We start from the raw sequence: 26,472 nt of genomic DNA on the forward strand, positions 1-26,472 counted from the left end.
CCGGACGCGGGGCGTCCGGCTGCGGCGGTGGCTAGGGGAAGGGGTGGTTAAAGAACCGGAACGATCAGGCGGTCTTGTCGGCCAGCGGCGCGTGGGTGTCCGAGGGCAGGGCGGTGTCGAGTTCGGTCGCGCTCGGCGGGTTGAGCAGCTCGTGGTTGAGCTTGTCGCGGTCGAGTTCGTTCTCCCAGCGCGCGACCACGATGGTGGCGACGCCGTTGCCGATGAAGTTGGTCAGCGCGCGCGCTTCGCTCATGAAACGGTCGATGCCGAGGATCAGCGCCAGACCCGCGACCGGCACCGCCGGCACCACGGTCAGGGTCGCGGCCAGGGTGATGAAGCCGGCGCCGGTGACGCCGGAGGCGCCCTTGGAGGTCAGCATCGCCACCGCGAGCAGGGTCAGCTCCTGGGTCAGGGTCAGCTCGACGTTGAGCGCCTGGGCGATGAAAATCGTCGCCATGGTCAGGTAGATATTGGTGCCGTCGAGGTTGAACGAATAACCGCTCGGCACCACCAGGCCGACCACCGGCTTGGAACAGCCCAGGCGTTCGAGCTTGCGCATCAGCGGCACCAGCGCCGACTCCGACGAGGACGTGCCGAGCACCAGCAGCAACTCGTCGCGAATGTAGCGGATGAAGCGCAGGATGCTGAAGCCGGTGAAGTGGGCGATGGTGCCGAGCACCACCAGGATGAACACCGCGCAGGTCAGGTAGAAGCTGCCCATCAGGCGCGCCAGCGGGCCGAGCGAGTCCACGCCGTACTTGCCGATGGTGAAGGCCATCGCCGCGCCGGCGCCGATCGGGGCCAGCTTCATGATCATGCTCATCATGCCGAAGAACACCTTCGACACCGACTCGAACAGGTCGATGATCTTCTCGCCGGTCTTGCCGATGTGCAGCAGGGCGAAGCCGAACAGCACCGCGAGCAGCAACACCTGCAACAGGTCGCCGCTGCCGGTGAAGGCGTCGGTGAAGGTCTTGGGAATGATGTGCAGGAGGAATTCGACCGTGCTCTGGTCCTTGGCCGCGGCGGCGTACTTTTCGACCGCGCTCGCATCCAGCGTGGCCGGGTCGGCGTTGAAGCCGGTGCCGGGCTTGAGCGTGTTGACCACGACCAGGCCGATCACCAGGGCGATGGTCGAGACAACCTCGAAATACAGGATGGCCTTCACTCCGACGCGGCCGACTTTCTTGACGTCGGACACGCCGGCGATGCCGAGCACCACGGTCAGGAAGATGATCGGCGCGATCAGCATCTTGATCAGCGAGATGAAGCCGTCGCCGAGCGGTTTGAGCTTGACCGCGAAGTCCGGGAAGAAGTGGCCGACCACGCCGCCCAGGAGGATGGCGCCGAGCACCCAGAGGTAGAAACGCGAGCCGGACTTTTTCATGGCGGGTACTCAGGCGGGAGCGAGTAGAGAGGAGCGAGCAACGAGTGCGGCGGCAGGGGTCAGTCGCGGTCGATGTGCGAATGCTTGCGGGTGTCGGGCATCAGGGTGTAGACCAGCAGCGAGCAGGCGATGCAGGCGCTGACGTACCAGAAGAAGCCGGTCTCCATGCCGATCTGCTTGAACCACAGCGCCACCGGCTCGGCGGTGCCGCCGAACAGGGCGACGGTGAGCGCATACGGCAGGCCGACGCCGAGCGCGCGGATCTCGACCGGGAACAGTTCGGCTTTCACCACCGCGTTGATCGCGGTGTAGCCGCTGACCGCGCTGAGCAAAATCATGATCAGCCAGAACGCCTGCATCGGCGTCTGCGCATCCCGGATCAGGTGCATCACCGGCACCGTCAGCACCGTGCCGAGCACGCCGAAGGCGATCAGCAGCGGGCGCCGGCCGATCCGGTCGGACAGGGCGCCGACCAGCGGCTGCATCAGCATGTAGACGAACAAGGTGCCGGCATTGATCAAGGATGCGGTTTCCTTGTCGAAGCCGGTGCTGATGGTGAGGAACTTCAGCATGTAGTTGGTGTAGGTGTAGAACGCCAAGGTACCGCCCATGGTCAGGCCGACCACGGTCAACACCGCGCGGGGGTGCTGCATCAGCGTGCGCAGCGAACCTTCCTTGCGCGAAGGCGTGTCGCTGGCCTTGAGCTTGGTGAACGATTCGGTTTCCTGCATGTTGCGGCGCAGGTACAGGGCGATCACCGCGGCCAGGGCGCCGATCGCGAACGGGATGCGCCAGCCCCAGGATTTGAGCTGCGCGTCGTCGAGCACGAACTGTTGCAGCACGATCAGCACCGTCAGCGCGAGCAACTGGCCCATGATCAGGGTCACGTAGAGGAAGCTCGACCAGAAGCCGCGGTTTTCGCGCGAGGACATCTCGCTGAGGTAAGTCGCCGAGCTGCCGTATTCGCCGCCGACGCTGAGCCCCTGCAGCAGGCGCGCGAACACCAGCAGGATCGGCGCGAAGATGCCGAGGGTTTCGTAGCCGGGGGTGAAGGTGATGATCAGCGAGCCGGTGCACATCATCAGCACCGACAGCATCAGCGCCGCCTTGCGGCCGCGCCGGTCGGCGTAGCGGCCGAACACCCAGCCGCCGAGCGGGCGCATCAGGAAGCCGACGGCGAAGATCGCCGCGGCATTGAGCGCCTGCGAGATGCTGTCGCCCTTGGGGAAGAACACGTGGGCGAAATACAGCGAGAACGCGCTGTAGACGTACCAGTCGTAGTACTCGACCAGGTTGCCGATCGACCCGGAGAAGATCGACTTCAGGCGCTGGCTGGGGCTCATGGCCGGTGCGCTGGCGAGGAGGGTGTCGGCGGTGGTGGCGCTCACGGCGGCTCCTGATGACGGTAGGGACGGCGCCGGATCGTTCGATGAGGGAGACATCGCGGAACGGCCATGGCACGACAGCGGCACGTCCCTGCGCCCGTTGCCGATGGTGGGCGTGCGGCCGGCCGCGACCAATAGCACCTTAGGGTTAGGGCCGGCTGCGGCGCCGCGGGAGCCTCGAAATGCAGGCGATCCGGCGCGTCCGGCCGATGCACGATGACGGGGTCGAAGGGGGCGGTGCCGTGACCGCGGTCGATGAATCCGCCGGCCGCGCCGCCGGCGAGCGTTGTCGCGGCGGGGCTGCGCTCGGGCCTCCCACCTGAGCGCGGCGGCGCGAGCCCGGCCTCGCCATCTGCGCGTCATCTGCGACCGCCATCCTTGCCGGCCGTGATCGATGGCCCTTTGGAGATGTGCGAATGAAACGAGCCCACGCAACGCCGACCCTGGTGCTGGCGATCTGGTCGGCACTGGCGATGCTGCCGGCCCAGGCCGCCGAGCTCTATACGGGCGCCCCCGAAACGGGCGCCCTCGACGCCGCGGCCGATGCCGGCGGCAGCGACGCGACCACGCTCGATGCGGTGTCGGTGATCGGCATGGGCGAGACCCGCCAGGTCCAGCGCATCAAGCGCGCCGACCTGGAACTGCCGGCGCCGGGCACCAGCGCACAGAAGATCCTCAACAAGCTGCCCGGCATCTCGGTGCAGTCCAACGACGTCTACGGCGCCAACGAGGAATCCCAGACCATCAGCCTGCGCGGCTTCAACCAGCGCCTGTTGGGCTACACCCTCGACGGCATCCCGCTCGGCGACAACAGCTACGGCAACTACAACGGCCTGGGCATCAGCCGCGCGCTGATCGGCGAGAACCTCGCCGGCGCCGAGCTCGCCGCCGGCGTCGGTTCGCTCGGCACCGCCTCGACCAGCAACCTCGGCGGGACCCTGCAGTATTTTTCCTCCGACCCGGAAGCCGGGTTCGGCCTGCGCCTGGCCCAGACTTTCGGCAGCGACAAGACCCGCCGCACCTATGCGCGCCTGGACACCGGCGAACACGGCGGCTTCTCGATGTATCTGTCCGGTTCGCTGCTCAGCGCCGACATGTGGTCGGCGCCGGGCGACAACCAGGACCAGAACCAGGTCAACCTCAAGGCCGTCTACAACTTCGGCGACGGCCACCGCGTCAGCGCCTACCTGGCCAGCGCCGAGACCAGCCAGGCCAACTTCGCCTATCTGTCCAAGGGCCTGCTCGCGCGCGGCGCCGGCTGGGACTGGAACCTGTACAAGCCCGATTGGCAGCGCGCCCTGGCCGCGGCCTATTGCGCGCCGCGGCCGTGGCCGGCGCGCCAGCACCTGCCCGGCGACCCGCGCTGCGCCTTCAGCGGCCCGGCCAACAGCATCGACGACGCCTACTACGCCAGCCGCGCGCTGCGCACCGACCATCTCGCCGCGCTCGCCGGCGAGTTCAATCTCGCCGAAGGGGTGCAGCTGAAGTCGCAGGCCTACTACCACGACAACCGCGGCCAGGGCCATTGGTGGTCGCCGGGCAACTACTCCTACCCGAACACCGCCAAGGCGATCCCGATCTCGATCCGCAGCACCAACTACGGCATCAACCGCTACGGCGCGATGGCTTCGTTGAACTGGGAGCTCGGCAACCACCGCATCGAAGGCGGCTTCTGGTACGAGAGCAACCATCACGACGTGCAGCGCAACTTCTACTTTATCGAAGGGCCGGTCAACGACGACCGCTACCTGCGCGACCCGGACCGCCGCCTGTTCTTCCAGAAGTACCGCATCAACACGCGCCAGGCTTATCTGCAGGACACCATCAGCCTGCTCGACGGGCGCATGACCCTCGACATCGGCGCCAAGAGCACCCAGGTCGACATGCGCGCGCGCCAGGTGGCGCCGTCGACCATGGAAGTGCCCAACGCGACCGGCAGCCTCAAGACCGACAAGAGCTTTCTGCCGCAGCTCGGCATCGGCTACAGACTCGGAGAAGGCCAGGAACTGTTTGCGGCCTATACGCGTAACGTCGCCGCGTTCGTCGGCGGCGGCGCCGGCGGCCCGCTGGCGATCAACCAGGCCGCGTTCGACGCGCAGAAAGACAGCCTGGACCCAGAGGAGTCGCGCACCATCGAAGCCGGCTACCGCCGCGTCGGAGAGACCTACCAGGCCTCGTTGAGCCTGTACGCGGTGCGCTTCGACAACCGGCTGCTGTCGCTGAACCCGTGCTCGAGCATCGAGGCCGGCACCCGTCCCGAGTGCATCACCAAGTTCTTCAACGTCGGCTCGGTCGACAGCCTCGGCAGCGAGTTGGTCTTCATCTGGAAGCCGAGCGAACAGTTCCAGTGGTACAACGCCTTGTCGTGGAACAAGTCGACGTACCAGGACAACTACATCGACGCCGGCCGCGAGATCCAGACCCGCGACAAGCGCGTGGTCGACGTGCCCGACAAGATGCTGTCGAGCGAGCTCAGCTACCGCAGGGGCCCCTGGCTGCTGAGCCTGAGCGGCAAGTACACCGGCAAGCGCTACTACACCTACACCAACGACAACGGCTTCGGCGGTTCGACCACCTTCGACGCCTCGGCCCGCTACACCTTCGGCGCGATGGGCCCGTTTCGCCAGTGGTCGGTCGCGCTCAACGGCAGCAACCTCACCGACAAGCGCACCGCGAGCAACCTGACCGCCTTCAGCGCCTCCGACCCGCAGGGCAAGACCTTCGCCTTCCACGCCAACGCACCGCGGCAGGTGTTTTTGACCATCGACGCCCGATTCTGATCCGTTCTGGTTTTAGCTCGACTCGACTTGGCCCGGCCCGGCCCGGCCCGGCCCGGTCCGGCCCGGCTTGGCTCTGGCTCTGGCCGTGCGCAGCCTAAGTCTCGCGAAGGCAAAGGACACCCGGAGGGCGGCGCGCATGGATGCGCGCCGTGCAACACCGGGACAAGGACGTCCCGTGTGTTGCATGCCTGCGTCAGCTTCGCGTGTGCGGGCTTTTGATTCAAAGAAAGGCATTTTTCTTTGGTTACCTTTCTTTTGTTGCTTATGACAAAAGAAAGTAACTCGCCCGCTTGCGGGCGAAAGCTTTGCACTTGCTTGAAGAAAGGAGCACCGCGAACCAAACCCCCTGTAGGCGCGGCGTGGTCCGCGACCGTGACCTCTCAATATCGCGCCGATGCCAGCCGCAGCCCTTCAGGGTAGAAGCGGCGCGAGCCGCGACCGCGCTGCGGCGGTCTTGCGGCGCACGGCCCAAGAAAGATCAGGATCAAAAAGATCAGGATCAAAAAGATCAAAAAGATCAAGATCAAACCCAAAGCTTCCGCCACTAAAGCGGCGGGTTACTTTCTTTTGTCTAAAGCAACAAAAGAAAGGTAACCAAAGAAGTTGCTTTTTTCTTGAATCCCAGGCCCGCACGAGCGATGCCGACGCAGCGATCTACATACGGGACCTCCCTGTCCCGATGAAAAACGGCCCGCATCCCTGCGGGCCGCCCTTCGGGTCTTCTATTGCCTTCGCGAGACTTAGGCTGCGCACAGCCAAGGCCATGCCAAGGCCATACCAAGGCCGAGCCAAAGCGAGGCAGGGACAGGGACCGCAGCGACTGCTGGGGTGAGCCCCCCGACTGGATCGCCAAGGCCCCCCGTTCACACCCACCCACACCCCTCTAGACCATCGTCGTAACGCCACCCGCCCGCCCCTTGGTCTAGCCTGCGAGCGGTAGCCCCCAGGTCGTACGAGGCAGCCGCATGCGTGACGAGGCCGAGTCTTATCAAGCGTTCCACCGCCGCTCGATCGAGCAGCCCGAAGCGTTCTGGGCCGAGCAGGCGCAGGCGATCCACTGGCACAAGCCGCCGCAACAGATCCTCGATTATTCGCGGCCGCCGTTCCGGCGCTGGTTCGCCGGCGGCGAAACCAACCTGTGCTACAACGCGGTCGACCGCCATCTCGAAGCGCGCGGCGATCAGGCCGCGCTGATCGCGATCTCCAGCGAAACCGGGTCGACCCGCGAGGTCAGCTACGCCGAACTGCATCGCGAAGTGAATACCTTCGCCGCGATCCTGAAGTCGCTCGGCGTCGGCCGCGGCGACCGCGTGGTGATCTACATGCCGAACATGGCCGAGGCGGTGTTCGCCATGCTCGCCTGCGCGCGCATCGGCGCGGTGCATTCGGTGGTGTTCGGCGGTTTCGCCGCGCACAACCTGGCGCTGCGCATCGACGACGCCACCCCGAAGCTGTTGGTCTGCGCCGATGCCGGCATCCGCGGCGGCAAGGTCATTCCCTACAAGCCCCTGGTCGATGCGGCCTGCGCCGAAGCGCAGTCGCCGCCGCCGCGGGTGTTGATCGTCAGCCGCGGTCTCGACCCGGCGCCGAGCCTGGTCGCCGGGCGCGACGTGGATTACGCCGCGTTGCGCGCCGAACACGACGGCGCCCGGGTCGAGGTCGAATGGCTCGAGTCCAACGAGCCCAGCTATCTGCTCTACACCTCCGGCACCACCGGCAAGCCCAAGGGCGTGCAGCGCGACGTCGGCGGCTACGCGGTCGCGCTGGCCCTGTCGATGTGGTCGATTTACGACATCCGCGCCGGGCAGGTGATGTTCTCGACCTCCGACGTCGGCTGGGCGGTCGGCCATTCCTACAACGTCTATGGCCCGCTGATCGCCGGCGCGACCTCGGTACTGTACGAGGGGTTGCCGACGAATCCCGACCCGGGAATCTGGTGGCGCATCTGCGAGCGGTACGGCGTGCGCACCATGTTCTCCTCGCCGACCGGCATCCGCGTGCTGAAGAAGCAGGACGCCGCCTGGCTGAAGAAGCACGACCTGTCGAAACTGCAGTGGCTGTTCCTCGCCGGCGAGCCGCTCGACGAACCGACCGCGCACTGGATCACCGAAGGCATCGGCAAGACCATCGTCGATAACTACTGGCAGACCGAAACCGGCTGGCCGGTGTTGTCCCTGATGCCCGGCCTGGATCTGCAGCCGGTCAAGTTCGGTTCGCCGGGCTTGCCGACGCCGGGCTATCACCTGCGGGTGATCGACGAAGCCACCGGCGCCGACGTCGGCCCGCGCGAGAAGGGCGTGCTGGTGATCGTGCCGCCGTTGCCGCCGGGCTGCATGACCACGGTCTGGAACGACGACGCGCGTTTCCTGTCGAGCTACTTCGGCCATTTCAAGGAATTGCTGTACAGCTCGCTGGACTGGGCGATCCGCGACGAGGACGGCTACACCTTCATCCTCGGGCGCACCGACGACGTGATCAACGTCGCCGGTCATCGCCTCGGCACGCGCGAGATCGAGGAGTCCGTCGCCAGCCACGCCAGCGTCGCCGAAGCCGCGGTCATCGGCGTGCACGACGAGCTCAAGGGACAGGTGCCGGTGGTGTTCGCCACCCTCAAGCAAGCCGTCGACCAGCAGGACCCGGCCAGCGCCGCGGCCGGCATGCAGCGCTGCGTGGTCGAGCAGCTCGGCGCGGTCGCGCGGCCGGCGCGGGTGTACGTGGTGAACGCCTTGCCCAAGACGCGCTCGGGCAAATTGCTGCGGCGTTCGATCCAGGCCCTGGCCGAAGACCGCGACCCCGGCGATCTGTCCACCCTCGACGATCCCGCCGCTCTCGACGAGGTCCGTCGCGCCCTGGCGCGCGGGGCCGACGCCGGCGGCTGAGGGGCGGGCGGAGGCATTGGCTTTCTTGACACGACCTTTTCCGCAATCGCGTTAGCATCGGCGGCAACTGCGGGTATGTCCGCTCTCATCGCCAAAAGCGAGGCAGAACGCGTAATGGAAGCAGAACAGGACAGCGCGCCGGGCTGGGAGGCGATCGACCGGGCCCTGAGCCGGTTGTATCTGCGTCAGGAGCCCAAGCACTACGGCCCCCACGGCAACGGCGGCAATGACCCCTTGGCGGCCATTCGCGCCTATAAGCGCATCATCCCGGTGCCGCACTGGCATTTCGTCACCTACGGTTTGAGCGAACTGCACGGCAAGACCTCAGACGATCCGCAGCGCAGCGGTTTCGGTTTCGAGTTGACCTTCCGCCTGTCCAACCCGGACGACAGCGAAGAGCCGCCTGCCTGGGTGCCGGATTTCCTGCAGAACCTCGCCCGCTACGTGTTCGAAAGCGGCAACGTGTTCAACGCCGGGCATTACCTCAATGCCAACGGCCCGATTGCGGCCGATACCGCGACCCGGATCCAGGCGGTCGCATTCGCGCCCGATCCGGAACTGCCGGCGATCGACACCGAGAACGGACGGGTCGAGTTCCTGCAGGCGGTCGGCATCACCAACGAGGAGGAATTCGCGCTCAAGCGTTGGTCGACTTTGCGGGTGCTGGACGTATTCCTCGATTACCTGCCGCTGTGGGTGACCGAACTCGATCGCGAGTCCCTGGTCGACGACCCGGAGGTTGCCGAGCGTCTGCATCAGGGTTCCGCGCAGGAAGGCTCCAGTTCGGCGATGGTCTATACCGAGCAGTTGGAGTGGCGCCAGCACAAGCGCCTGCTGCGCCAGCCGATCACCGAGATCGTGCTGGACTCGCGCCAGGTCGGCGAACTGCTCGCCCTGTTGCCGCTGCGCCTGCCGTTCGGCAAGCCCTTCAGCCTGATCGGCCCGTCGGCGCGGATCGTGTTCGAGCCGGCGGCGCGCACCGGCGCGCACGCCGACGGCGAGGCCCTGCATCTGCGCCTGAACGAGGCGACTTTGCGCAATCTGGTGGCCTGTTTGCGCACCCAGGAAGGGCGCTACAAGGTCGAGGGGCTGGATGCGGTGGAAGTGGTGGTCCGCAAGAGCGAAGGCCAACCGCGCCAGGACGCCCGCCAGCACGGCTGAGCCGGCCGGGCCGAACCGCCAGTTGCGCCGGCGCGCCGGGATGCGCCCTGGCGCGGCCTGTACGGGGTCGGCATCGGCGAGCGGGGCAGGCGGGTTAAAATGCCGGATCGCCCCGCCCGGGCCCTCCGGAGTTCCAAGATGACCTTATTGTCCGCAGGCGCGAAGTTCCGCGCCGCGCTCGCCGAAGAATCGCCGTTGCAGGTCATCGGCGCGATCAACGCCAATCACGCGCTGCTCGCCAAGCGCGCCGGGTATCGCGCGATCTATCTGTCCGGCGGCGGCGTCGCCGCGGGGTCCCTGGGCCTGCCGGACCTGGGCATCAACACCCTCGAAGACGTACTGATCGACGTGCGCCGCATCACCGACGTGTGCGATCTGCCGTTGCTGGTCGATATCGACACCGGCTTCGGCCCGAGTGCGTTCAATATCGAGCGCACGGTCAAGTCGCTGATCAAGGCCGGCGCGGCCGGATGCCACATCGAGGACCAGGTCGGCGCCAAGCGTTGCGGTCATCGCCCGGGCAAGGAGATCGTCCCGGCCGACGAAATGGTCGACCGGGTCAAGGCCGCAGCCGACGCCAAGACCGATCCCGGGTTCTTCCTGATCGCGCGCACCGACGCGATTGCGGTCGACGGCGTCGATGCCGCGATCGAACGCGCGATCGCCTGCGTGGAAGCCGGCGCCGACGGCATCTTCGCCGAGGCCGCCTACGACCTGCCGACCTACCGCCGCTTCGTCGATGCGGTCAAGGTGCCGGTGCTGGCCAACATCACCGAATTCGGCCAGACCCCGTTGTTCACCCGCGACGAACTGGCCTCGGCCGGGGTCGCCATCCAGCTGTATCCGCTGTCGGCGTTCCGGGCCATGAACAAGGCCGCCGAGAACGTCTATCAGGCGATCCGCCGCGACGGCCACCAGAAGAACGTGGTCGACACGATGCAGACCCGCGAAGAGCTGTACGACCGCATCGGCTACCACGCCTTCGAAGGCAAGCTCGACGCGCTGTTCGCCAAGAAGAACGGTTGAGCCGATTCTCCCTGCTCCCGACGCGGGAGGGGTATTCGATTTTTCTTCTCCGGCAAGCGGGATAGATGTTTGGTTCTCTTCCCGCGAGCGGGACAGGGAACATGGAACAACAGAAAACTTCATCGAGGACGGACCATGAGCGATACGCAACAGACCCTGCCCAAGCCCAAGAAATCCGTGGCCCTCAGCGGCACCGCCGCGGGCAATACCGCCCTGTGCACCGTCGGCCGCAGCGGCAACGATCTGCATTACCGCGGCTACGACATCCACGACCTGGCGACCCAGTCGACCTTCGAGGAGGTCTCGCACCTGCTGGTGCACGGGGCGCTGCCGACGGCTTCGCAGCTCAAGGCCTACAAGACCAAGCTCAAGCGCCTGCGCGGGCTGCCGGCGATCGTCACCGATGCGCTCGAACTGGTGCCGGCCAACGCGCATCCGATGGACGTGCTGCGCACCGGCTGTTCGGTGCTCGGCACCGTGCTGCCCGAGCGCGAAGGCCACGTCGCCTCCGAAGCGCGCGACATCGCCGACCGCCTGATCGCCAGCTTCGGTTCGATGCTGCTGTACTGGTGGCATTTCACCCGCAACGGCCGCCGCATCGACTGCGAGACCGACGACGACAGCGTCGCCGCGCACTTCCTGCACCTGCTGCACGGCGAGCCGCCGAGCGCGCTGCACGCCGACGCGCTCGACAAGTCGCTGATCCTGTACGCCGAGCACGAGTTCAACGCCTCGACGTTCACCGCGCGCGTCATCGCCGGCACCGGGTCGGACCTGCATTCGTGCATCACCGGCGCGATCGGCGCCCTGCGCGGGCCCAAGCACGGCGGTGCCAACGAAGTCGCGATGGACATCATCTCGCGCTACGGCGACGCCGATGCCGCCGAGGCCGACATCCGCGCCCGCGTGGAGCGCAAGGAAATCGTGATCGGCTTCGGCCATCCGGTCTATACGGTCGGCGATCCGCGCAACCCGATCATCAAGGAACTCTCGCGCAACCTGTGCAAGGAAGGCGGCAACCAGACCCTGTTCGAGGTCAGCGAGCGCATCGAGAACCTGATGTGGGACCTGAAGAAGATGTTCCCGAACCTGGATTGGTACTCGGCCTCGGCTTATCACATGATGGGCATCCCGACGCCGATGTTCACTCCGCTGTTCGTGATCGCCCGCACCACCGGTTGGAGCGCGCACGTGATCGAGCAGCGCGAGGACGGCAAGATCATCCGCCCGAGCGCGAACTACACCGGGCCGGAAGACCGCGCCTACGCGCCTATCGAGCAGCGCTGAACGCCGGCCGCCGGCTTCGCGCCGGCGGCTTAAACGCAGGACGGCCACGCAAAAGGCCAGGCTTCGAGCCTGGCCTTTTCGTTTGCGCGCGCGGCGTCCAGCGTAGCGATCGCCGTATACGACTAACGTCGAATACGACACAGAAACGTCATGGTGCGACATGGCATAGTCCCGGACCAGCCGGGAGGACGACGGCGTGGCCGCGCGCATGCGCATGGCCTGGGGAATACACGCCGCGCCCTCCGGCCTCGGACCTCCGTCGTGCGACGGGATTCAACACGGGGAATACCATGCGCGACAGCGATATGCCGGTTAAGACCAACGACGGTCGGGACGAAATCCAGAACCGCTCGCGCAAGTTGCCGCCGGTCTTGCGTTCGATCCTGCTGATCGTCGACGGCGACCGCAGCGTGCGCCATCTGCGCGACCTGATCGGCAGTCTGCACGGGCCGACCGATGCCCTCGAACAGTTGGAAGCGATGGGCCTGATCGCCTCGTCGGCAGCCGTGGCCGCGACCATGACCGCGCATGCGCCGACCCCCGGCATCGCCTTCGCCGCCGCACCGCCGCCGCTATCGGCGGCGGACGCCGCGCAGCGTTACCAGACGCTGTACACGCTGATGAGCGAGACCGTGCGCGAGCATCTCGGTCTGCGCGGTTATTTCCTGCAGTTGAAGATCGAGCGTTGCGGCAACAGCGAAGAGCTCGCCGAGTTGCTGCCCGAGCTCAGCGCCGCCCTGGCCAAGGTGCGCAAGGACAACATCGCCGCCGAGATCGAAGACCGCTTCGCCGCCGGGGTTTGATCGTAAGACGGTTTGTGTCGCCTATTTCCTGGAGCGATGATCTAAAGGGTAGGAGCGGCGCAAGCCGCGACCGCGATCTTTCGATCGATGGCGATATCGTTTCGTGCGTGCGGCCGCAGACGTGGACGCTGATGCCTCGTTCCCGCGCGTTGCCTATCGCATTGCGGCCGCGCCGCTTCGCCTGTCGCGGCTCGCGCCGCTCCTACCCCAAAGCGGTGCGACCGCTCCTGCCTCTTACAGCAGGCCTTCGGCCTTCAATGCCGCCTGCACGCCGGCGTCGGCTTCCATGCGGCGCTTGAATGCCGCCAGATGCTCGTAGCCGGACAGGTCGACCTTGACCGAATCGGCCCAGCGCAGGGTGATGTAAAGATAGGGATCGGCGTAGCTGCGGAAGCCGGCGATCCACTCGCGATCGGCCAGGCGCTGGTCGGCCGTGGCATACAGGCCGCGCAGGCGTTCGCGTGCGTGTTGGCGCAGGGTGTCGGCTTGCGTCGGATCGGGATGGAACTTGCCCGGCGCGAAGATCGGCAGGAACGCGGGATGCAGGTCGGAGTTGACGAAGGCCAGCCAACGCGCGGCTTCGGCGTGGTGCTGCGCGCTGCCGTCGCCGGTGAGCTGCGCCTGCGGAAAATTGTCGGCGATGTAGCCCATGATCGCGGCGTTCTGGGTCAGCACGAAGTCGCCGTCGACCACCACCGGCACCGCGCCGGCCGGATTGATGGCGAGGAAGGCGGGCGCCTTCATCGAGTCCTTGTCCATCACTTCGACTTCGAACGCGCCGCCGGTCCACTGCAGGGCGATATGGTCGGCGGTCGAACACGCGCCGGGCTTGCTGTAGAGCTTCATGCTTAACGCCTCCATGAAAGAAAAAAAGCAGGTCGGCGACTATCACCGACCTGCTTCGTATCCTCAAGGAGGAGACTGCAACGGAGCGTTACGACACCGGCGCCATGGGCCGGTCGCGAACGCGGCCCCGGCCTTCGCCGGCGCTTTCGATCTTCAGCGGCATCAGCCCTTGCTGACGCCTTTGGGCAACTCGGCCTCGGCGACGACGCGGCGCGGCTTGAGCTTCTGCACCTTGTAGAAGGTGTGGTCGCCGATGGTCGCGACCTGGTAGGCGTTGCGCCAGGACGGGCTGGCGATCGCCAGGGCGGCGAAGTGGCTCGCGCCCGGCACGATTTCCTTGCGTTGACCGGCCGGCAGGGCCCAGTTGCGTTCGGCGGCCAGGGCGACGTTGACCGACTCGGTCCAGGCCTCGCTGTTGCTCAGACGGGTGCCCGGCGAGACCAGGCTCGGGGCGAACTGCTTGTTGGCGGTGACCACTTGGCAGACCGTGGAGCCCCACAGGCCGCTGTCGCGACGGCGCAGGGCGACCTCGGCGACGGCTTGCTGGCCGCGCAGGGACTGATCGCGGGCTTCCAGGTACACGGTGGTGCTCAAACACAGCGAATCGGCGGTTTGTGGCGGCAATACCGAGGCCAACCACAGGATCCAGGCCAGTTTCATCGTTGACTCCTTGCTCCGTTGCGCTGGCCGCACTTCGTCTTCCATCTCCATGGAACGGGAGATGGCGACAGCGGTGAGGCCGCATGGCGTACTGGGGAGGGCGGCGGCTCTACGGCGCGCTTTGCCCCGTCACCGGGAACCGTGTCGTGTCCGACGCGGGCGGTGTGGGATGCCACCTCTGCAGGGGCGGCGGAAAAGTTGGCGCAAGGTAGCGACGGCTTGCCAAACAAACCCTGAATGACAATTTCTAAGTTTCTAAATTAGTTGGAGTTTTTATTCTGAATAGGCCTTAGGCCCTTGGTTTCATTGGGCTTCAGCCCGGCACGAACCGTGCCCGGGTCGTCTCATCTGTTCATGATCCCGTCTGGGAGGGGCGGCTCGCAGCGTCGATTTGGCGTCTCCGGCCCCGGGTGGACTCGGCAATCGGCTGGATTCGGCCTTTGTCCGGCCGCTTCGAACCCCAGGGGTAGGAGCGGCGCAAGCCGCGACCACGACCCCTGGGGTGGCGGCGTTGCGATCCCGGCAAGCGTTCCTGGTCTGCTGATCGCGACGCCGCAGACATATATATGTATCGCCGCAGGGGAGCGGCGACTCGGCGCTTCGATGTCTGGCAATAACGCAGCCGCAAGCCGGCTGCTGCGATTCTCTTAGAAGGTAGCCGCAAGACGGCTGCCGCGTATCGTTCTACAAGGCAGCCGCCAAGCGGCTGCCTTGGTCGATCGCCCGCTTGGCGTCGAGTTCGGCGGCCACGTCGGCGCCGCCGATCACGTGCACCGGCTTGCCGCTGTCGGCGAGCGCCGCGGCCAGCGGCTTGAACGGTTCCTGGCCGGCGCAGATCACTACCTGGTCGACCGGCAGCAGCTGCTCGCTGCCGTCGACGCGGATGCGCAAGCCTGCGTCGTCGACGCCGACGTATTCGACCCCGCCGATCATCCGCACCTGCTTGGCCTTGAGGGTGGCGCGATGGATCCAGCCGGTGGTCTTGCCGAGCTTCGCCCCGGGCTTGCCGGGACTGCGCTGCAGCAGCCAGACCTCGCGCGCCGGCGGCTCCGGCCGCGGTGCGACCAGGCCGCCGCGGTTGTCGCCGTAGCCCAGGTCGACGCCCCATTCGGCGCGCCAGCGGGCCGGGTCCAGGCTGACCGAAGCGCCTTCGTGGACCAGGTACTCGGCGACATCGAAGCCGATGCCGCCGGCACCGATGATCGCCACCCGCTTGCCCGGCACCACCTGGCCCTTGAGCACGTCGAGATAGGAACAGACCTTGGGATGGTCGGCGCCAGGAAAATTCACCTGGCGCGGGGCGATGCCGGTCGCCAGCACCACCTCGTCGAAGCCGGCCAGCGCAGCCGCGTCGGCGCGCGTGCGCAGGCGCAACTCGACCCCGGTCTGCTCGAGCTTGCCGCCGAAGTAGCGCAGGGTTTCGTAGAACTCTTCCTTGCCGGGGATCTTCTTGGCGAGGTTGAATTGGCCGCCGATCTCGTCGGCGGCGTCGAACAGGGTCACGCGATGGCCGCGCTCGGCCGCGACCGTCGCGCAGGCCAGGCCGGCCGGGCCGGCGCCGACCACGGCGATGCGCTTGGGCGCGCGGGTCGGCAGGTAGTTCAGCTCGGTCTCGGCGCAGGCGCGCGGATTGACCAGGCAGCTGGCGTGCTTGTTCTGGAACACGTGGTCGAGGCAGGCCTGGTTGCAGCCGATGCAGGTGTTGATGTCGGCGCTGCGCTGCGCGCGCGCCTTGGCCACCCACTGCGAATCGGCCAGCAGCGGCCGCGCCATCGACACCATGTCCGCCTCGCCCGCGGCGAGGATGCGCTCGGCCACATCGGGCATGTTGATGCGGTTGGTGGTGATCAGCGGCAGATCGACTTCGGGCTTGAGTCGCGCGGTGATGCCGGTGAAGGCGCCGCGCGGCACCGAGGTGGCGATGGTCGGCACCCGCGCTTCGTGCCAGCCGATGCCGGTGTTGATCAGGGTCGCGCCGGCGGCTTCGATGGCCTTGGCCTGCACGACCACGTCGGCCCAGCTCGAGCCTTCCTCGACCAGGTCGATCATCGACAGGCGGTAGATGATGATGAAGTCCGGCCCACAGGCTTCGCGGATGCGGCGCACGATCTCGACGCAGAAGCGGATGCGATGGGCGGTGTCGCCGCCCCAGGCGTCCTTGCGCTTGTTGGTGCGCGGCACGGTGAACTGGTTGAGCAGATAGCCTTCCGAACCCATCACCTCGACGCCGTCGTAGCCGGCCTCGCGGGCGAGCCGGGCGGTGCGCACGAAGGCCTTGATCTGGCGCTCGACCCCGCCGGCCGACAGCGCCCGCGGAGTGAACGGGTTGATCGGCGCCTTGAGCTTGCTCGGCGCGACCTGCAGCGGGTGATAGCCGTAGCGCCCGGCGTGCAGGATCTGCATGCAGATGCGCCCGCCGTGCGCGTGCACGGCCTTCGTCACCTGGCGGTGCTTCGCGGTTTCCCAGGGCCAGCTGAGCTTGCCGCCGAAGGGCTTGAGCCAGCCGACGACGTTCGGGGCGAAGCCGCCGGTGACGATCAGGCCGACCCCGCCGGCGGCGCGCTCGCCGAAATAGGCCGCCAGCTTGGGAAAGTCGGCGGCCTTGTCTTCCAGGCCGGTGTGCATCGAGCCCATCAGCACGCGGTTGGGCAGGGTGCAGAAGCCCAGGTCCAGCGGTGCGAACAGCTGCGGATAGAGCGGATGCGGGGCGGGGTTGCTGGCGGCCGTGGACATGCTGGCTGGATACGCTGGCGTATGGATTGTGCACGATGCCGGGAAAGCCGTGCCAATTCAAGGTCCGCGTCAAAGCGGCGAGAGGACAGGCACCGAACGCGGCGGATTGCAACGGTTGTCACGGACCGGACCCATCGCCGAACATGCCCGACCTCTTGCAGTCCCGAATCCATGGACGCCGCCCCGGAACCCAGCCTCCAGGACTATCTGCGCGCCGACATCGTCGCCGCCGACCTGCCCGACCTGCAGCCGCTGCTGGGCGCGCGCGATCTGCTGCGCGCGTTCTCGACCCTGTTCCACGGCGGCGAGGAGTCGGTGATGGTGCGGCTGCTGGTGCTGCGCGCCATCGGCGAACGCGGCCAGGCGCCGGACTGGTCGCCGCAGGAACTGCGCGAACACTTCGGCTACCTCGACCCGGTCAAGTTCGACACCGTCATCGGCCGCCTGCGCGAGAACGACCTGTTGCTGTGGGACGGCGAAACCCAGCGTTACCGGATCAGCCCGGTCGGGCGCCAGGCGCTGGCCTCGATCGGGCTGCTGCTGCAGTTCAACCGCGAAGGCGACGAGCTGGCCTACGTCACCGCGCAGATCGCCGCCGGCCAGGCGGTCGGCCGGGTGCGTTCGGACGATCTGCAGCACCTGCTGTCGCGCCTCAACGAGTTGCGCGAGGACTTCGACCAGGCGGTGCTGAGCGGTTCCGAACACCGCATCCAGCGCGCCGCCGGCACCTTGCAGTCGGCCTGGCGCTGGATCGAGAAGGGCACCGAGATCGTCGAGGAGATTTCCTCGGACGCCGAGCTCGACAGCCACACCCACCGCGTCGCCCAGCAGATCGGCCGCGCCCAGAGCGCGATGCTGCGCCAGGCCTCGGTGTTCCAGCGCGCGCTGAGCCAGCTCGACCGCCATCGCGTGCACCTCGGCGCGAGCGGCCTGTCGTCTTCGGACGTCAACCGCTATTTGCGCGGACTCGACATCGAGGCGCTCGCCGCGCATGCCGACGACGTGCTCGCGCGTTCGGCGATCCCGGCCTTCATGCTGGCGCCGATCGCGCTCGACGTGGCCGAGTACGAACTGGTCGAACGCGAACGCGAAGCGCGCGAAGACCAGTCCCTGCCGCCCGCGCAGGCCGCGCCCGATACCGACGCTTCGCCGGCCGCGGCCACCGACTTCCAGTTCGCCGAACGCTGGCTGGACGAATTGACCGCGCTGAGCGGCGATGCCGCCGCGCTGATCGACGTGGTGCCGCAGGACAGCTTCTCGCTCAGCGCCTATCGCCTGTCCTTGCTCGGCCTGATCGGCGACCCCGGCGCCGAGAACCGCAACGGCGTCAGCGCCTCGATGGCGCGGCTGCCGCTGGCGTGGCGGGTCGAACCCGAATTCGAGCCCGTCGACCGCGCCGGCGTGGCCTACATGAGCCGCGGCCGGCTCGAGGCGATCACCGAGGAAATGCGCCTGGCCGCGCGCGCGCCGCGCAAGCGCACGACGAAACACGAAACCCCCGACGGCGGCGAAGCGTCCACGGACGAACGCCAGGCCGCGGCCAAACCCAAGAAGACCGCCTCCGGGCGCGGCGCTGCGCCTGCGGGCAAACGCGCCAAAGCGACCAAGGACACCGCAGACACCCGATGAACGACCCTATCGCCTCTCTGATCGCGCGGCTGATCGCCGAGCGTTGGCTGCCGCGCGATGACGTGGCGGTCCGCGAACTGCTGACCGACGCCGAACAGCGCAACGACCTCGACCGCCGCCTCGCCGCGTCGGGCCTGCGCCTGCTCGAACACCCCTACGCCGCCAACATCGCGGTCGGCATCGCCCGCCCGCAGGAATCGGCGGTGTTCGGCAGCGCTAAGGCCTGGTCCTCGACCAACCTGCAACTCGACCGCGACGCGATCGCGCTGTTGGTGGTGCTGTGGGCGCTGTTGGTGCTGCCCAAGCGCCAGCGCCAGATCGCGCGCCAGCAGGCCGACCGCGACCAGGACCAGGAGCAGATGTTCGCCGAGCTCAAGCCGATCCCGGTCGGCGCCGAAGTGGTCGAACCGATCAACGAGCGCACCTTGCTCGCCGACTTCGGCGAGAAGCTCGGCGGCAAGACCCGGATCCAGTTCAACCTGGGTTCGCTGGCGCGGCAGGGCTTCATCGTCCGCCGCAAGGAGCGGATCCACGAGGGACCGTTGCTGGACCTGGCGCTGGATTACGAACGCATCGCCGGCCGGGTGATGAACGGCGCGCTGTCCTTCGTCGTCGCCGAGGCGCGCCACTATCGCGGCGACCCGGCGGAGCCCGAAGGCGAGAGCGCGGCCGAAGCCGAAGCCGATGCGGCGCTGCTGGCCGACATCGAAGCCGGCATCTATTCCGACCTCGACACCTATGCCGAGGCGAACGCCGAATACGACTCCACGGCTTCGAACGAGGGCGGCGCCGAGCCGGCGCCGCAGATCGCGTCCGGCGAAGCCGATGCGATCGACGACCATGATGCCGACGCCGATGCCGAAGTGGATCTCGAAATCGAAACGGTCGCTGCGGACGCCGGCAATGATGACGAAGTAACCGTGTCGACCCGACCGAAGCACGACGAGGAGGCCGCGGCCGATGTTTGAATTCCGCTCGCTGGAACTCGTGCACTGGGATTATTGGCAGCGCTTCCAACTGCCGCTGGACGCTTCGATCGTTACCGTGGTCGGCCCGAACGGTTCGGGCAAGACCACCTTGCTCGATGCGCTGCGCACCCTGCTGGCGATCGAGGATCGCGACACCGCGCGCGACTACAAGACCTATCTGCGCCACAACGGCAAACCCTATGCCTGGTTGCGCGCGGTGGTCAGCAACCGCCCCGACCGGCGCGGCGGCCGGCCGTTCTTCCCGATCAAGGACGACGTGGTCACCCTGGCCTGCCGCATCCGCAAGCGCGGCGGCGACTGGAGCCGCGACTACCAGATCGTGGCCGGCGACACCCCGGTGGAGACTCTGGAGCAGGGCGGCGAATGGCTCGGCGTGCGCGACTATCGCGTGCGCCTGGCCGGTGCCGGCCTGACCCGCGCGATCTGCCGCGTGCTGACCCTGGAACAGGGAGCGACCGACAAGCTCTGCCAATATTCTCCGCGGGACCTGCTGCAGCTGATCTTCGACGTGTTCGAAGACAAGGCCGTGCTCGACGACTACCAGCGCGCCCGCACCGAGCAGTTCGACGTCGAGAAGGAGTTGCAGCAACTCGGCCAGGACCTGGCCGGTCTGCATCTGCGCCTGGAGTCGGCCAAGGCCGACGTGCGTTCGTTCGAGGAAGGCAATGCGCTGCGCAATCAGCGCCAGCGCCTGGAAAGCGAGATCGCGCCCAAGGTCGAGCTGGCCGACCAGCGTGCGGTGATCGACGGCGCCAAGCCGCGCCTGACCGGCCTACGCCGCGCTTTGCGCGAACGCGAGCGGGTGCTGGAAGAGATGCGCGCGCAGGACGCCATCGCCGCGACCGCCCGCGACGTGTTGCAGGAAGCCATGCGCGAAGCGCGCCGGCAGGTGACCGCCAGCGAACAGGCTTTCACCCAGGCGCGCGACGCCGCGCGCGACGCCGAGATGCTGGTCAAGCGCCGCGACGAGCTGGCCAAGCTGCAGGCGCAGCGCGGCGCCATCGACGTCGAGGCGCTCAGCGCCAGCGTCGAGAACGGCCGTCGCCGCCAGGCCGAGCTCAAGCTCGAAGCCGAACGCGACCGCAAGCGCAGCGGCGAGATTTCCGCGCAGATCGCCGCCCTCAGCGGCGGCGGCCGCATCGTCGAGCCGTTCGAGCGCGATTTCCGCGCCGGGCTCGACCGGGCCGGCATCAAGCACCACGTGCTGACCGAACTGGTCGAGATCACCGACCCGCAATGGTCGGTCGCGGTCGAAGCGGTGCTCGCGCCGTACCGGCATCTGCTCGTGCTGGAGAACCCCAAGGACGCGCGCGTCGCCTGGAAGCTCGGCGAGAGCCAGCAGTACCGCCACTTCATCGTCGCCGAACGCGCGCCGGTGCCGAAAGCCGGCGCCGGCACGCTGCTCGAAGTGGTGCGCTTCTCGGCCGATCCACCGGCGTGGTTGCCGCGCCAGCTCGACCGCATCCGCCGGGTCACCGACATCGAGCACGGCTCGCGCCTGCCGGCCGGGCAGGACTGGATCACCCAGAAGGGCTATCTGCGCGAAAGCCGCGGCGGCCGCCATATCGGCGGCACCCAGCACCACTTCGGTACCGGTGCGCGCCAATCGCACCTGGCCGAGTTACGGGCCGAACTCGCGACGATCGCCCAGCGCAGTCAGTCGCGCGAAGCCGAGCTGCAGGAACTGAGCCAGCGCGTCGACGCCGAACAATCGCGCCTGATGGGGCTCGATGCGGCGCAGGAACTGGTCACCCGCGCGGCCGAATTCGCCGATGCCCAGGCGCGGCTGCCCGGCCTGGCCGAAGCCGCCGCCGAAGCCGCCGCGGCGCTGGCGCAGGCGCGCGCCAGGATCGACGAGGCCGCCGAACAGGACAAGGCCGAAGGCATCGCCGCGGCCAAGCGCCAGGGCCAGATCGACGCGCTCGCCCGCGAACTGCGCGAACGCGCCCAGCAGATCAACGGCGAACGCCAGAGCCTGATCCAGCGCATCCTCGACTACCGCCGCAAGCGCGCGATGATGCCGGAGGCTTGGCGCAGCGCCGCCGCGCTCGCCGCCGCTCGCGAGGAATACGAGAGCGCCTCGGCGGTGCGTCGCGAGATCGAGCGCATGGACGACCGCCTGGCCCGCGGCGGTTTCGTCGAGGACGAATCCTGCATCCCGCTGCGCGACAAGATCGCAGCCGACCACGGCGAACTGGAGAACTCCATCGGCCGTCGCGAATCGCACCTGGAGCGCGCCAAGCGCCTGACCCAGGAAGCGCGCGGCGCCTACATCAACGTGTTGCGGGCCACGGTGCGCCGTTACAAGAAGAACCTCGCCGCGCTCGGCGAACTCGCCGGCATCGGCGTCGACGCCGACATGCCCGAATTGGCCAACGACGACGTCGCCCTGGCCCAGGCCGGCCTGTCGGTGCGTTTCGACTTCGACCGCAAGGGCTGGATCGGCCTCGACGACGGCGAAGCCTCGGGCGGACAGCAGGTAATGAAGTCCCTGTTGCTGCTGGTGGCCTTGTTGCGCGACGAGGATCAGCCCGGCGGCTTCGTCTTCATCGACGAACCCTTCGCCCACCTGGACGTGTTCAACATCGAGAAGGTCGGCCGCTTCCTGCGCGCCACCGATGCGCAGTACATCCTGACCACGCCGATCACCCACAACCTCAACGTGTTCGAACCCTCGGACCTGGTGTTGGCGACCAGCAAGCGCCGCGGCGGCAGCCCCTGGGCCGAAGCCGTGGCCGTGCTCAAGCGCAAACTCGAAGACAAGGCGGCGTAATCGGGAGGCGGCGCTGCCGCCTCGTTTTTGTCGTCCCAGCCATTCCGGTGGCTTCTGCTGTTCCCTGGGCAAAGGGACAGCAGTTCGCCGGCTCGCTGCCTCTGCTGTTGCTGTTCCTCCCTTTGAAAAAGAGGGCAGGGGAGCTGCTTTTGTTCTTCCACGCGACAAAGCAGCCGCCTTGCGCCGCGAACTTCGCTCAGCAGCGAAGCTCACGCCGTCGCCGCCGCCCTGCAAAGGGGCAACGGCTCGCGCACCGGAATCGCTCGCGCCCACGAGTACACGGCGACCGCTGCCGTGCTGCGCCTGCGTGCATCAGGTGGAACGATAAATCCCACCGATCCGGGGCCTGGACCAATTGACTCCTGCCGCGCCGGCCTTACTCTATGCACACCCGAAACCGCAGCCGCACCGCGCCCATGAAGTCGTTCCCGCTACTGATATCGCTGCAAGCCCAGCGCGAGAGCGCGGGCCGGGTGCGCCTGCCTTCTGTGATCTTCGGTCCCGGGTCGATGTAATCGACCGGTCGAAGCCACACCAGAACAGAGCACCCGCAAGGGTGCTTTTTTATTGCCCGCGGTTTATCGCCGACCCGGACCGAACCGGTCTTCGCGTCGGCCTGCCTCCATCGCAATGCCCGGAAAACCAAGGAGAACGTGCCATGAATTCCACGGCCGAAACCCAAACCTAGCCGCGCGCCCCGTCGCCAACAGGGACGCGCGGCCTCCCGTGTTGGCAACCAGGCATTCATCTCATGAACACCACGCTCCGTAAGGTTTCGACCCCCTCCCGCTGGCGCAACCTCGGCATCATCGCCCACGTCGACGCCGGCAAGACCACGCTGACCGAACGCCTGCTGTGGAAAACCGGCGCCATCCATCGCGTCGGCGAAGTCCACGACGGCGCCGCGACCACCGACTACACCGAGATCGAACAACGCCGCGGCATCACCATCGGCGCGGCCGCGGTGCAGACGTTCTGGACGCCGCAAGACCAAGCCGAACACCGGTTGACCATCATCGACACCCCGGGCCATATCGATTTCGCGATCGAAGTGGAACGCTCCCTGCGCGTGCTCGACGGCGCGGTCGCCGTGTTCAGTGCGGTCGACGGCGTGCAGCCGCAATCGGAAACCGTGTGGCGCCAGGCGCGCCGCCATGGCGTGCCGCTGATCGCGTTCGTCAACAAGATGGACCGCGTCGGCGCCTCGTTCGATCTCGTGCTCGCGCAGATGCGCGACAAACTCGATGCGACGCCGTGGCCGATCGGTTGGCCGCTCGGCGCGGAAAGCGAGTTGCGCGGCTGGGTCGATCTGGTCGATCGCAGCGTGGTGCTGTGGGACGACGCCGGCACGAGCCTGCGGCGCGCCTGGAGCGACGAAGAGGCCGACGAGTACACGCCGCTGCGCAGCCGCCTGATCGAACAGGTGGCCGACCACGACGACGAACTCGCCGATGCCTTCCTCGATGCGCGCGTCGTCGATGCCGCCTTGCTCAAGGCGGCGCTGCGCCGCGCCACCTTGAAAGGCGCGGGCACGCCGGTGCTGGCCGGTTCGGCGTTCAAGAACAAGGGCGTGGAAACGCTGTTGGACGCGATCGTCGCTTACCTGCCGTCGCCGCTGGATCGCCCCGCGGTCCGGGCCGAAAGCGATGCCGGCGAAGTGACGCTCGCTGCCGACGCGGGCGGGCTCTTGAGCGGTCTGTTGTTCAAGATCGTGCATCAGGAGCACGGCGCGCTGTCGTTCATCCGGCTGTACTCCGGCACCTTGCGGGTCGGCGACACGGTATGGGCTTCGGGTCGCGGGCGTGCGCAACGCGTCGGCCGCTTGCAGGTCGTGCAGGCCAACCGCGGCCAGGACGTCGAGGTGGCCTATGCCGGCGAGATCGTCGCGGTGGCGGGCTGGAAGGACGCGGTCAGCGGCGAGAGCCTCAGCGGCGTCGAGCGCAAGCTGGTGCTGGACACGATCCAGGCCCAACCGGCGGTGTTGTCCTGGCGTCTGACGGCCGGCAAGGCCAGCGATCTGATCCGTCTCGGACAGGGCCTGGCGAGCCTGGCCCAGGAGGACCCGTCGTTCCGTGTCGGCACGGATGCCGAGACCGGCGAAACGCTGGTGTGGGGCATGGGCGAGTTGCATCTCGACGTCATGGTCGAACGCCTGCGGCAGGAGTGGAACGTCGAGGTGCGCACCGGTTCGCCGCGCGTGGCCTATCAGGAAACGCCGAGCAGGCCGGCGACGGGCGTCGAGGGCAAGCTGTCCAAGCAGAACGGCGGTTCCGGCCAGTTCGCGCGCGTGGTGATCGATGTGGCGCCGCGCAGCGACGGCCAGTTCGAGTTCGTCGACCGCACCAGCGGCGGCGTGATGCCGAGAAACTTCGTCGCCGCGACCGAGAAGGGCCTGCGTGCGGCGCTGGCGGAAGGCCCGCGCGGTTACCCGGTGATCGGCCTCAGCGTGAGCCTCGTCGACGGCGAGACGCATGCGGTGGATTCGTCGGAACTGGCGTTCCAGCGCGCCGCTGCGGATGCGCTGAAGACCGCGTTGGCCTCGGCCGGCACGACCTTGCTCGAACCGGTGATGGCGCTGGTCGTCGACACGCCCGCGGGCAACGTCGGCGACGTGGTCGGCGACCTGCAACGGCGTGCCGGCCGGGTGTTGGCGATCGAGGACAAGGGCAGCCGGACCGATGTCACCGCACGCGCGCCGCTGGCGCAGTTGTCGGGCTATACGACGACCCTGCGTTCGTTGACCCAGGGCCGGGCCTCGGCCTCGATGGCGTTCGACCGCTACGAGCAGGCGCGCTCGGCGCCGCAGGCGGCTTGAGGCCGATGCGGAAGAGGAAAGAGTAAACAGGAGCGAGAAGGGGGCCGGCATGCCGGCCCCCTGAGTTCTCGGAGACAGGAGAATTCGCAGTCAAGAGTTTTCAGGGGGCTGCCGCGGTGAAGCCCTGGGTATTCCGCTCCGCCGAAGCAAAGCGGAGCCGGTCTTCGCGGGAACGGCGGCAGGAGGATTGCGCAGCACCACTTCCGGCACTCGCCCCCGCGAAACGCCAGGGCGCCATGCGACCTAGCCGGGTCCCGGTGACTTCAGAGTCGTGCCGACTCCCAACATCTCACCATCCCGCCAACACCAGTTTCCCGATGGTCGTCCCCGATTCCAGGCGGCGATGCGCTTCGCGCAAGGTCTGCGCGTCGATCTTGCCGAGGGTTTCGGTGTGCGTGCCCTTGAGCTCGCCGGCGTCGATCAGTTCGGCGACGCGGTCGAGCAGGCGGCCTTGTTCGATCATGTCGGCGGTGCCGAAGCGCGGGCGCGCGAACATCATTTCCCAGTGGATGCCGATGCACTTGGCCTTGTAGGGGTCGCCGATCTTCACCGCGCCGCTCGGTTCCACGATCAGGCCTACATGGCCTTGCGGGGCGAGCAGTTCGCCGAGCACCTCCCAGTAGCGGTCGGTGTCGGCCAGATTGAGCGCGGCATCGACCTGTTCGACGCCGAGCGCCCGCAACTGCGGCGCCAGCGGTTGACGATGGTCGACCACCTCGTCGGCGCCCATGCGCCGGCACCATTCGACGGTTTCCGCACGCGATGCGGTGGCGACGACGCGGAAGCCGGCGCGCTTGGCGATCTGGATCGCGATCGAGCCGACGCCGCCGGCACCGGCGATGATCAGCAAGGTCTTGCCGCGGCCGCCTTGTTCGCTGTCGTAGGGCATGCGCTGGAACAACAACTCCCAGGCGGTGATCGCGGTCAGCGGCAGCGCCGCGGCTTCGGCCGCGCTAAGCGACTTCGGCGCAGCGCCGACGATGCGTTCGTCGACCAGTTGCAGCTCGCTATTGCTGCCGGAGCGGGTGATGTCGCCGGCGTAGTAGACGCGGTCGCCGACCTTGAAGCGCGTGACCGCGTCGCCCACGGCCTCGACCACGCCGGCAGCGTCGTAGCCGAGCACGCGCGGCTGCGTCTCGACCTGCGGTTTCGGCGAGCGCACCTTGGTGTCGACCGGGTTGACCGAGACGGCTTCGACCCGCACCAGCAGGTCGTGGCCGCTCGCGCTCGGTGCGGGCAGCTCGACGTCGAGCAGCGACTGCGGATCGTCGATGGGCAGGTAACGGGTCAGGGCAACGGCTTTCATGAGGACTCCAGGA

At 67.5% G+C, this 26,472-nt stretch carries 17 protein-coding genes; 10 read left to right on the top strand and 7 right to left on the bottom strand.

All coding sequences use genetic code 11. From position 1 onward, the window contains the following. Positions 1-64: 64 nt before the first annotated feature. Positions 65-1,387 (bottom strand): dicarboxylate/amino acid:cation symporter, encoded by a 1,323-nt coding sequence (locus AC6CH2_RS11325; protein ID WP_498269301.1) that lies wholly within the window; start codon positions 1,385-1,387, stop codon positions 65-67. A gap of 59 nt (positions 1,388-1,446) precedes the next feature. After that, positions 1,447-2,775 carry an MFS transporter gene (locus AC6CH2_RS11330; RefSeq protein WP_498269302.1) on the bottom strand — a complete coding sequence of 443 codons (1,329 nt, stop codon included), beginning with the start codon at positions 2,773-2,775 and terminating at the stop codon, positions 1,447-1,449. Between the two features lie 413 nt (positions 2,776-3,188). Here AC6CH2_RS11330 and AC6CH2_RS11335 point away from each other — a divergent pair, with 413 nt between their 5' ends. Continuing rightward, the gene (locus AC6CH2_RS11335) at positions 3,189-5,552 is read left to right on the top strand and encodes a TonB-dependent receptor (protein ID WP_498269303.1); all 2,364 of its coding nucleotides are present in this window, start codon (positions 3,189-3,191) and stop codon (positions 5,550-5,552) included. Positions 5,553-5,932: 380 nt separating this feature from the next. On the opposite strand, the gene AC6CH2_RS11340 is transcribed toward AC6CH2_RS11335, so the two are convergent. Then, positions 5,933-6,073, bottom strand: a complete 141-nt coding sequence (locus tag AC6CH2_RS11340; protein ID WP_498269304.1) for a hypothetical protein — start codon at positions 6,071-6,073, stop codon at positions 5,933-5,935. A gap of 444 nt (positions 6,074-6,517) precedes the next feature. Here AC6CH2_RS11340 and prpE point away from each other — a divergent pair, with 444 nt between their 5' ends. The 5 genes from prpE (at position 6,518) to AC6CH2_RS11365 (ending at position 12,708) form a co-directional block, all read left to right on the top strand. Then, positions 6,518-8,431 (top strand): propionate--CoA ligase, encoded by a 1,914-nt coding sequence (gene prpE, locus AC6CH2_RS11345; protein WP_498269305.1) that lies wholly within the window; start codon positions 6,518-6,520, stop codon positions 8,429-8,431. A 114-nt stretch (positions 8,432-8,545) separates the two neighbouring features. Next, positions 8,546-9,592, top strand: a complete 1,047-nt coding sequence (locus AC6CH2_RS11350; RefSeq protein ID WP_498269306.1) for a suppressor of fused domain protein — start codon at positions 8,546-8,548, stop codon at positions 9,590-9,592. Between the two features lie 138 nt (positions 9,593-9,730). Then, on the top strand, positions 9,731-10,618 hold the full coding sequence (prpB, locus tag AC6CH2_RS11355; protein WP_435394696.1) for a methylisocitrate lyase: 888 nt from the start codon (positions 9,731-9,733) through the stop codon (positions 10,616-10,618). A gap of 135 nt (positions 10,619-10,753) precedes the next feature. Next, positions 10,754-11,905, top strand: coding sequence for a bifunctional 2-methylcitrate synthase/citrate synthase (gene prpC / locus AC6CH2_RS11360; RefSeq protein ID WP_498269307.1), 1,152 nt, complete (start codon positions 10,754-10,756; stop codon positions 11,903-11,905). A gap of 290 nt (positions 11,906-12,195) precedes the next feature. Continuing rightward, a complete protein-coding gene (locus AC6CH2_RS11365) occupies positions 12,196-12,708 on the top strand; it encodes a hypothetical protein (protein WP_498269308.1) in 513 nt (170 codons plus the stop codon). 234 nt (positions 12,709-12,942) lie between these two features. On the opposite strand, the gene AC6CH2_RS11370 is transcribed toward AC6CH2_RS11365, so the two are convergent. The 3 genes from AC6CH2_RS11370 to AC6CH2_RS11380 all read right to left on the bottom strand — a co-directional run bounded on the left by AC6CH2_RS11370 (position 12,943) and on the right by AC6CH2_RS11380 (position 16,947). Further along, the gene (locus AC6CH2_RS11370; RefSeq protein ID WP_498269309.1) at positions 12,943-13,554 is read right to left on the bottom strand and encodes a glutathione S-transferase N-terminal domain-containing protein; all 612 of its coding nucleotides are present in this window, start codon (positions 13,552-13,554) and stop codon (positions 12,943-12,945) included. A gap of 162 nt (positions 13,555-13,716) precedes the next feature. Beyond that, the gene (locus AC6CH2_RS11375) at positions 13,717-14,214 is read right to left on the bottom strand and encodes a cell wall hydrolase (RefSeq protein WP_498269310.1); all 498 of its coding nucleotides are present in this window, start codon (positions 14,212-14,214) and stop codon (positions 13,717-13,719) included. Positions 14,215-14,898: 684 nt separating this feature from the next. Continuing rightward, on the bottom strand, positions 14,899-16,947 hold the full coding sequence (locus AC6CH2_RS11380) for an FAD-dependent oxidoreductase (protein WP_498269311.1): 2,049 nt from the start codon (positions 16,945-16,947) through the stop codon (positions 14,899-14,901). Between the two features lie 171 nt (positions 16,948-17,118). Here AC6CH2_RS11380 and AC6CH2_RS11385 point away from each other — a divergent pair, with 171 nt between their 5' ends. The 4 genes from AC6CH2_RS11385 to fusA all read left to right on the top strand — a co-directional run bounded on the left by AC6CH2_RS11385 (position 17,119) and on the right by fusA (position 25,153). Next, the gene (locus tag AC6CH2_RS11385; protein WP_498269312.1) at positions 17,119-18,576 is read left to right on the top strand and encodes a hypothetical protein; all 1,458 of its coding nucleotides are present in this window, start codon (positions 17,119-17,121) and stop codon (positions 18,574-18,576) included. Continuing rightward, complete coding sequence (locus tag AC6CH2_RS11390) at positions 18,573-19,544, top strand: hypothetical protein (RefSeq protein WP_498269313.1); 972 nt, start codon at positions 18,573-18,575, stop codon at positions 19,542-19,544. Before AC6CH2_RS11385 ends, AC6CH2_RS11390 begins: the two co-directional genes overlap by 4 nt. Next, positions 19,537-22,338 carry an AAA family ATPase gene (locus AC6CH2_RS11395; RefSeq protein ID WP_498269314.1) on the top strand — a complete coding sequence of 934 codons (2,802 nt, stop codon included), beginning with the start codon at positions 19,537-19,539 and terminating at the stop codon, positions 22,336-22,338. The genes AC6CH2_RS11390 and AC6CH2_RS11395 overlap by 8 nt, the downstream gene beginning before the upstream one ends. A gap of 751 nt (positions 22,339-23,089) precedes the next feature. Continuing rightward, positions 23,090-25,153, top strand: a complete 2,064-nt coding sequence (fusA, locus tag AC6CH2_RS11400; protein WP_498269315.1) for an elongation factor G — start codon at positions 23,090-23,092, stop codon at positions 25,151-25,153. Positions 25,154-25,442: 289 nt separating this feature from the next. Here fusA and AC6CH2_RS11405 read toward each other — a convergent pair whose 3' ends face one another. Further along, a complete protein-coding gene (locus AC6CH2_RS11405; RefSeq protein ID WP_498269316.1) occupies positions 25,443-26,459 on the bottom strand; it encodes a zinc-binding alcohol dehydrogenase family protein in 1,017 nt (338 codons plus the stop codon). Positions 26,460-26,472 lie beyond the last annotated feature (13 nt).

The organism is Lysobacter sp. GQ73 (genome assembly GCF_059758755.1).

What these genes read in the sequence shown, in the direction of transcription:
- AC6CH2_RS11380 (WP_498269311.1), bottom strand. Translation starts at nt 16,947, where the DNA reads ATGTCCACGGCCGCCAGCAACCCCGCCCCGCATCCGCTCTATCCGCAG.
- prpE (WP_498269305.1), top strand. Translation starts at nt 6,518, where the DNA reads ATGCGTGACGAGGCCGAGTCTTATCAAGCGTTCCACCGCCGCTCGATC.
- prpB (WP_435394696.1), top strand. Translation starts at nt 9,731, where the DNA reads ATGACCTTATTGTCCGCAGGCGCGAAGTTCCGCGCCGCGCTCGCCGAA.
- AC6CH2_RS11365 (WP_498269308.1), top strand. Translation starts at nt 12,196, where the DNA reads ATGCGCGACAGCGATATGCCGGTTAAGACCAACGACGGTCGGGACGAA.
- AC6CH2_RS11385 (WP_498269312.1), top strand. Translation starts at nt 17,119, where the DNA reads ATGGACGCCGCCCCGGAACCCAGCCTCCAGGACTATCTGCGCGCCGAC.
- AC6CH2_RS11350 (WP_498269306.1), top strand. Translation starts at nt 8,546, where the DNA reads ATGGAAGCAGAACAGGACAGCGCGCCGGGCTGGGAGGCGATCGACCGG.
- AC6CH2_RS11390 (WP_498269313.1), top strand. Translation starts at nt 18,573, where the DNA reads ATGAACGACCCTATCGCCTCTCTGATCGCGCGGCTGATCGCCGAGCGT.
- AC6CH2_RS11405 (WP_498269316.1), bottom strand. Translation starts at nt 26,459, where the DNA reads ATGAAAGCCGTTGCCCTGACCCGTTACCTGCCCATCGACGATCCGCAG.
- AC6CH2_RS11335 (WP_498269303.1), top strand. Translation starts at nt 3,189, where the DNA reads ATGAAACGAGCCCACGCAACGCCGACCCTGGTGCTGGCGATCTGGTCG.
- AC6CH2_RS11325 (WP_498269301.1), bottom strand. Translation starts at nt 1,387, where the DNA reads ATGAAAAAGTCCGGCTCGCGTTTCTACCTCTGGGTGCTCGGCGCCATC.
- fusA (WP_498269315.1), top strand. Translation starts at nt 23,090, where the DNA reads ATGAACACCACGCTCCGTAAGGTTTCGACCCCCTCCCGCTGGCGCAAC.
- prpC (WP_498269307.1), top strand. Translation starts at nt 10,754, where the DNA reads ATGAGCGATACGCAACAGACCCTGCCCAAGCCCAAGAAATCCGTGGCC.
- AC6CH2_RS11375 (WP_498269310.1), bottom strand. Translation starts at nt 14,214, where the DNA reads ATGAAACTGGCCTGGATCCTGTGGTTGGCCTCGGTATTGCCGCCACAA.
- AC6CH2_RS11395 (WP_498269314.1), top strand. Translation starts at nt 19,537, where the DNA reads ATGTTTGAATTCCGCTCGCTGGAACTCGTGCACTGGGATTATTGGCAG.
- AC6CH2_RS11370 (WP_498269309.1), bottom strand. Translation starts at nt 13,554, where the DNA reads ATGAAGCTCTACAGCAAGCCCGGCGCGTGTTCGACCGCCGACCATATC.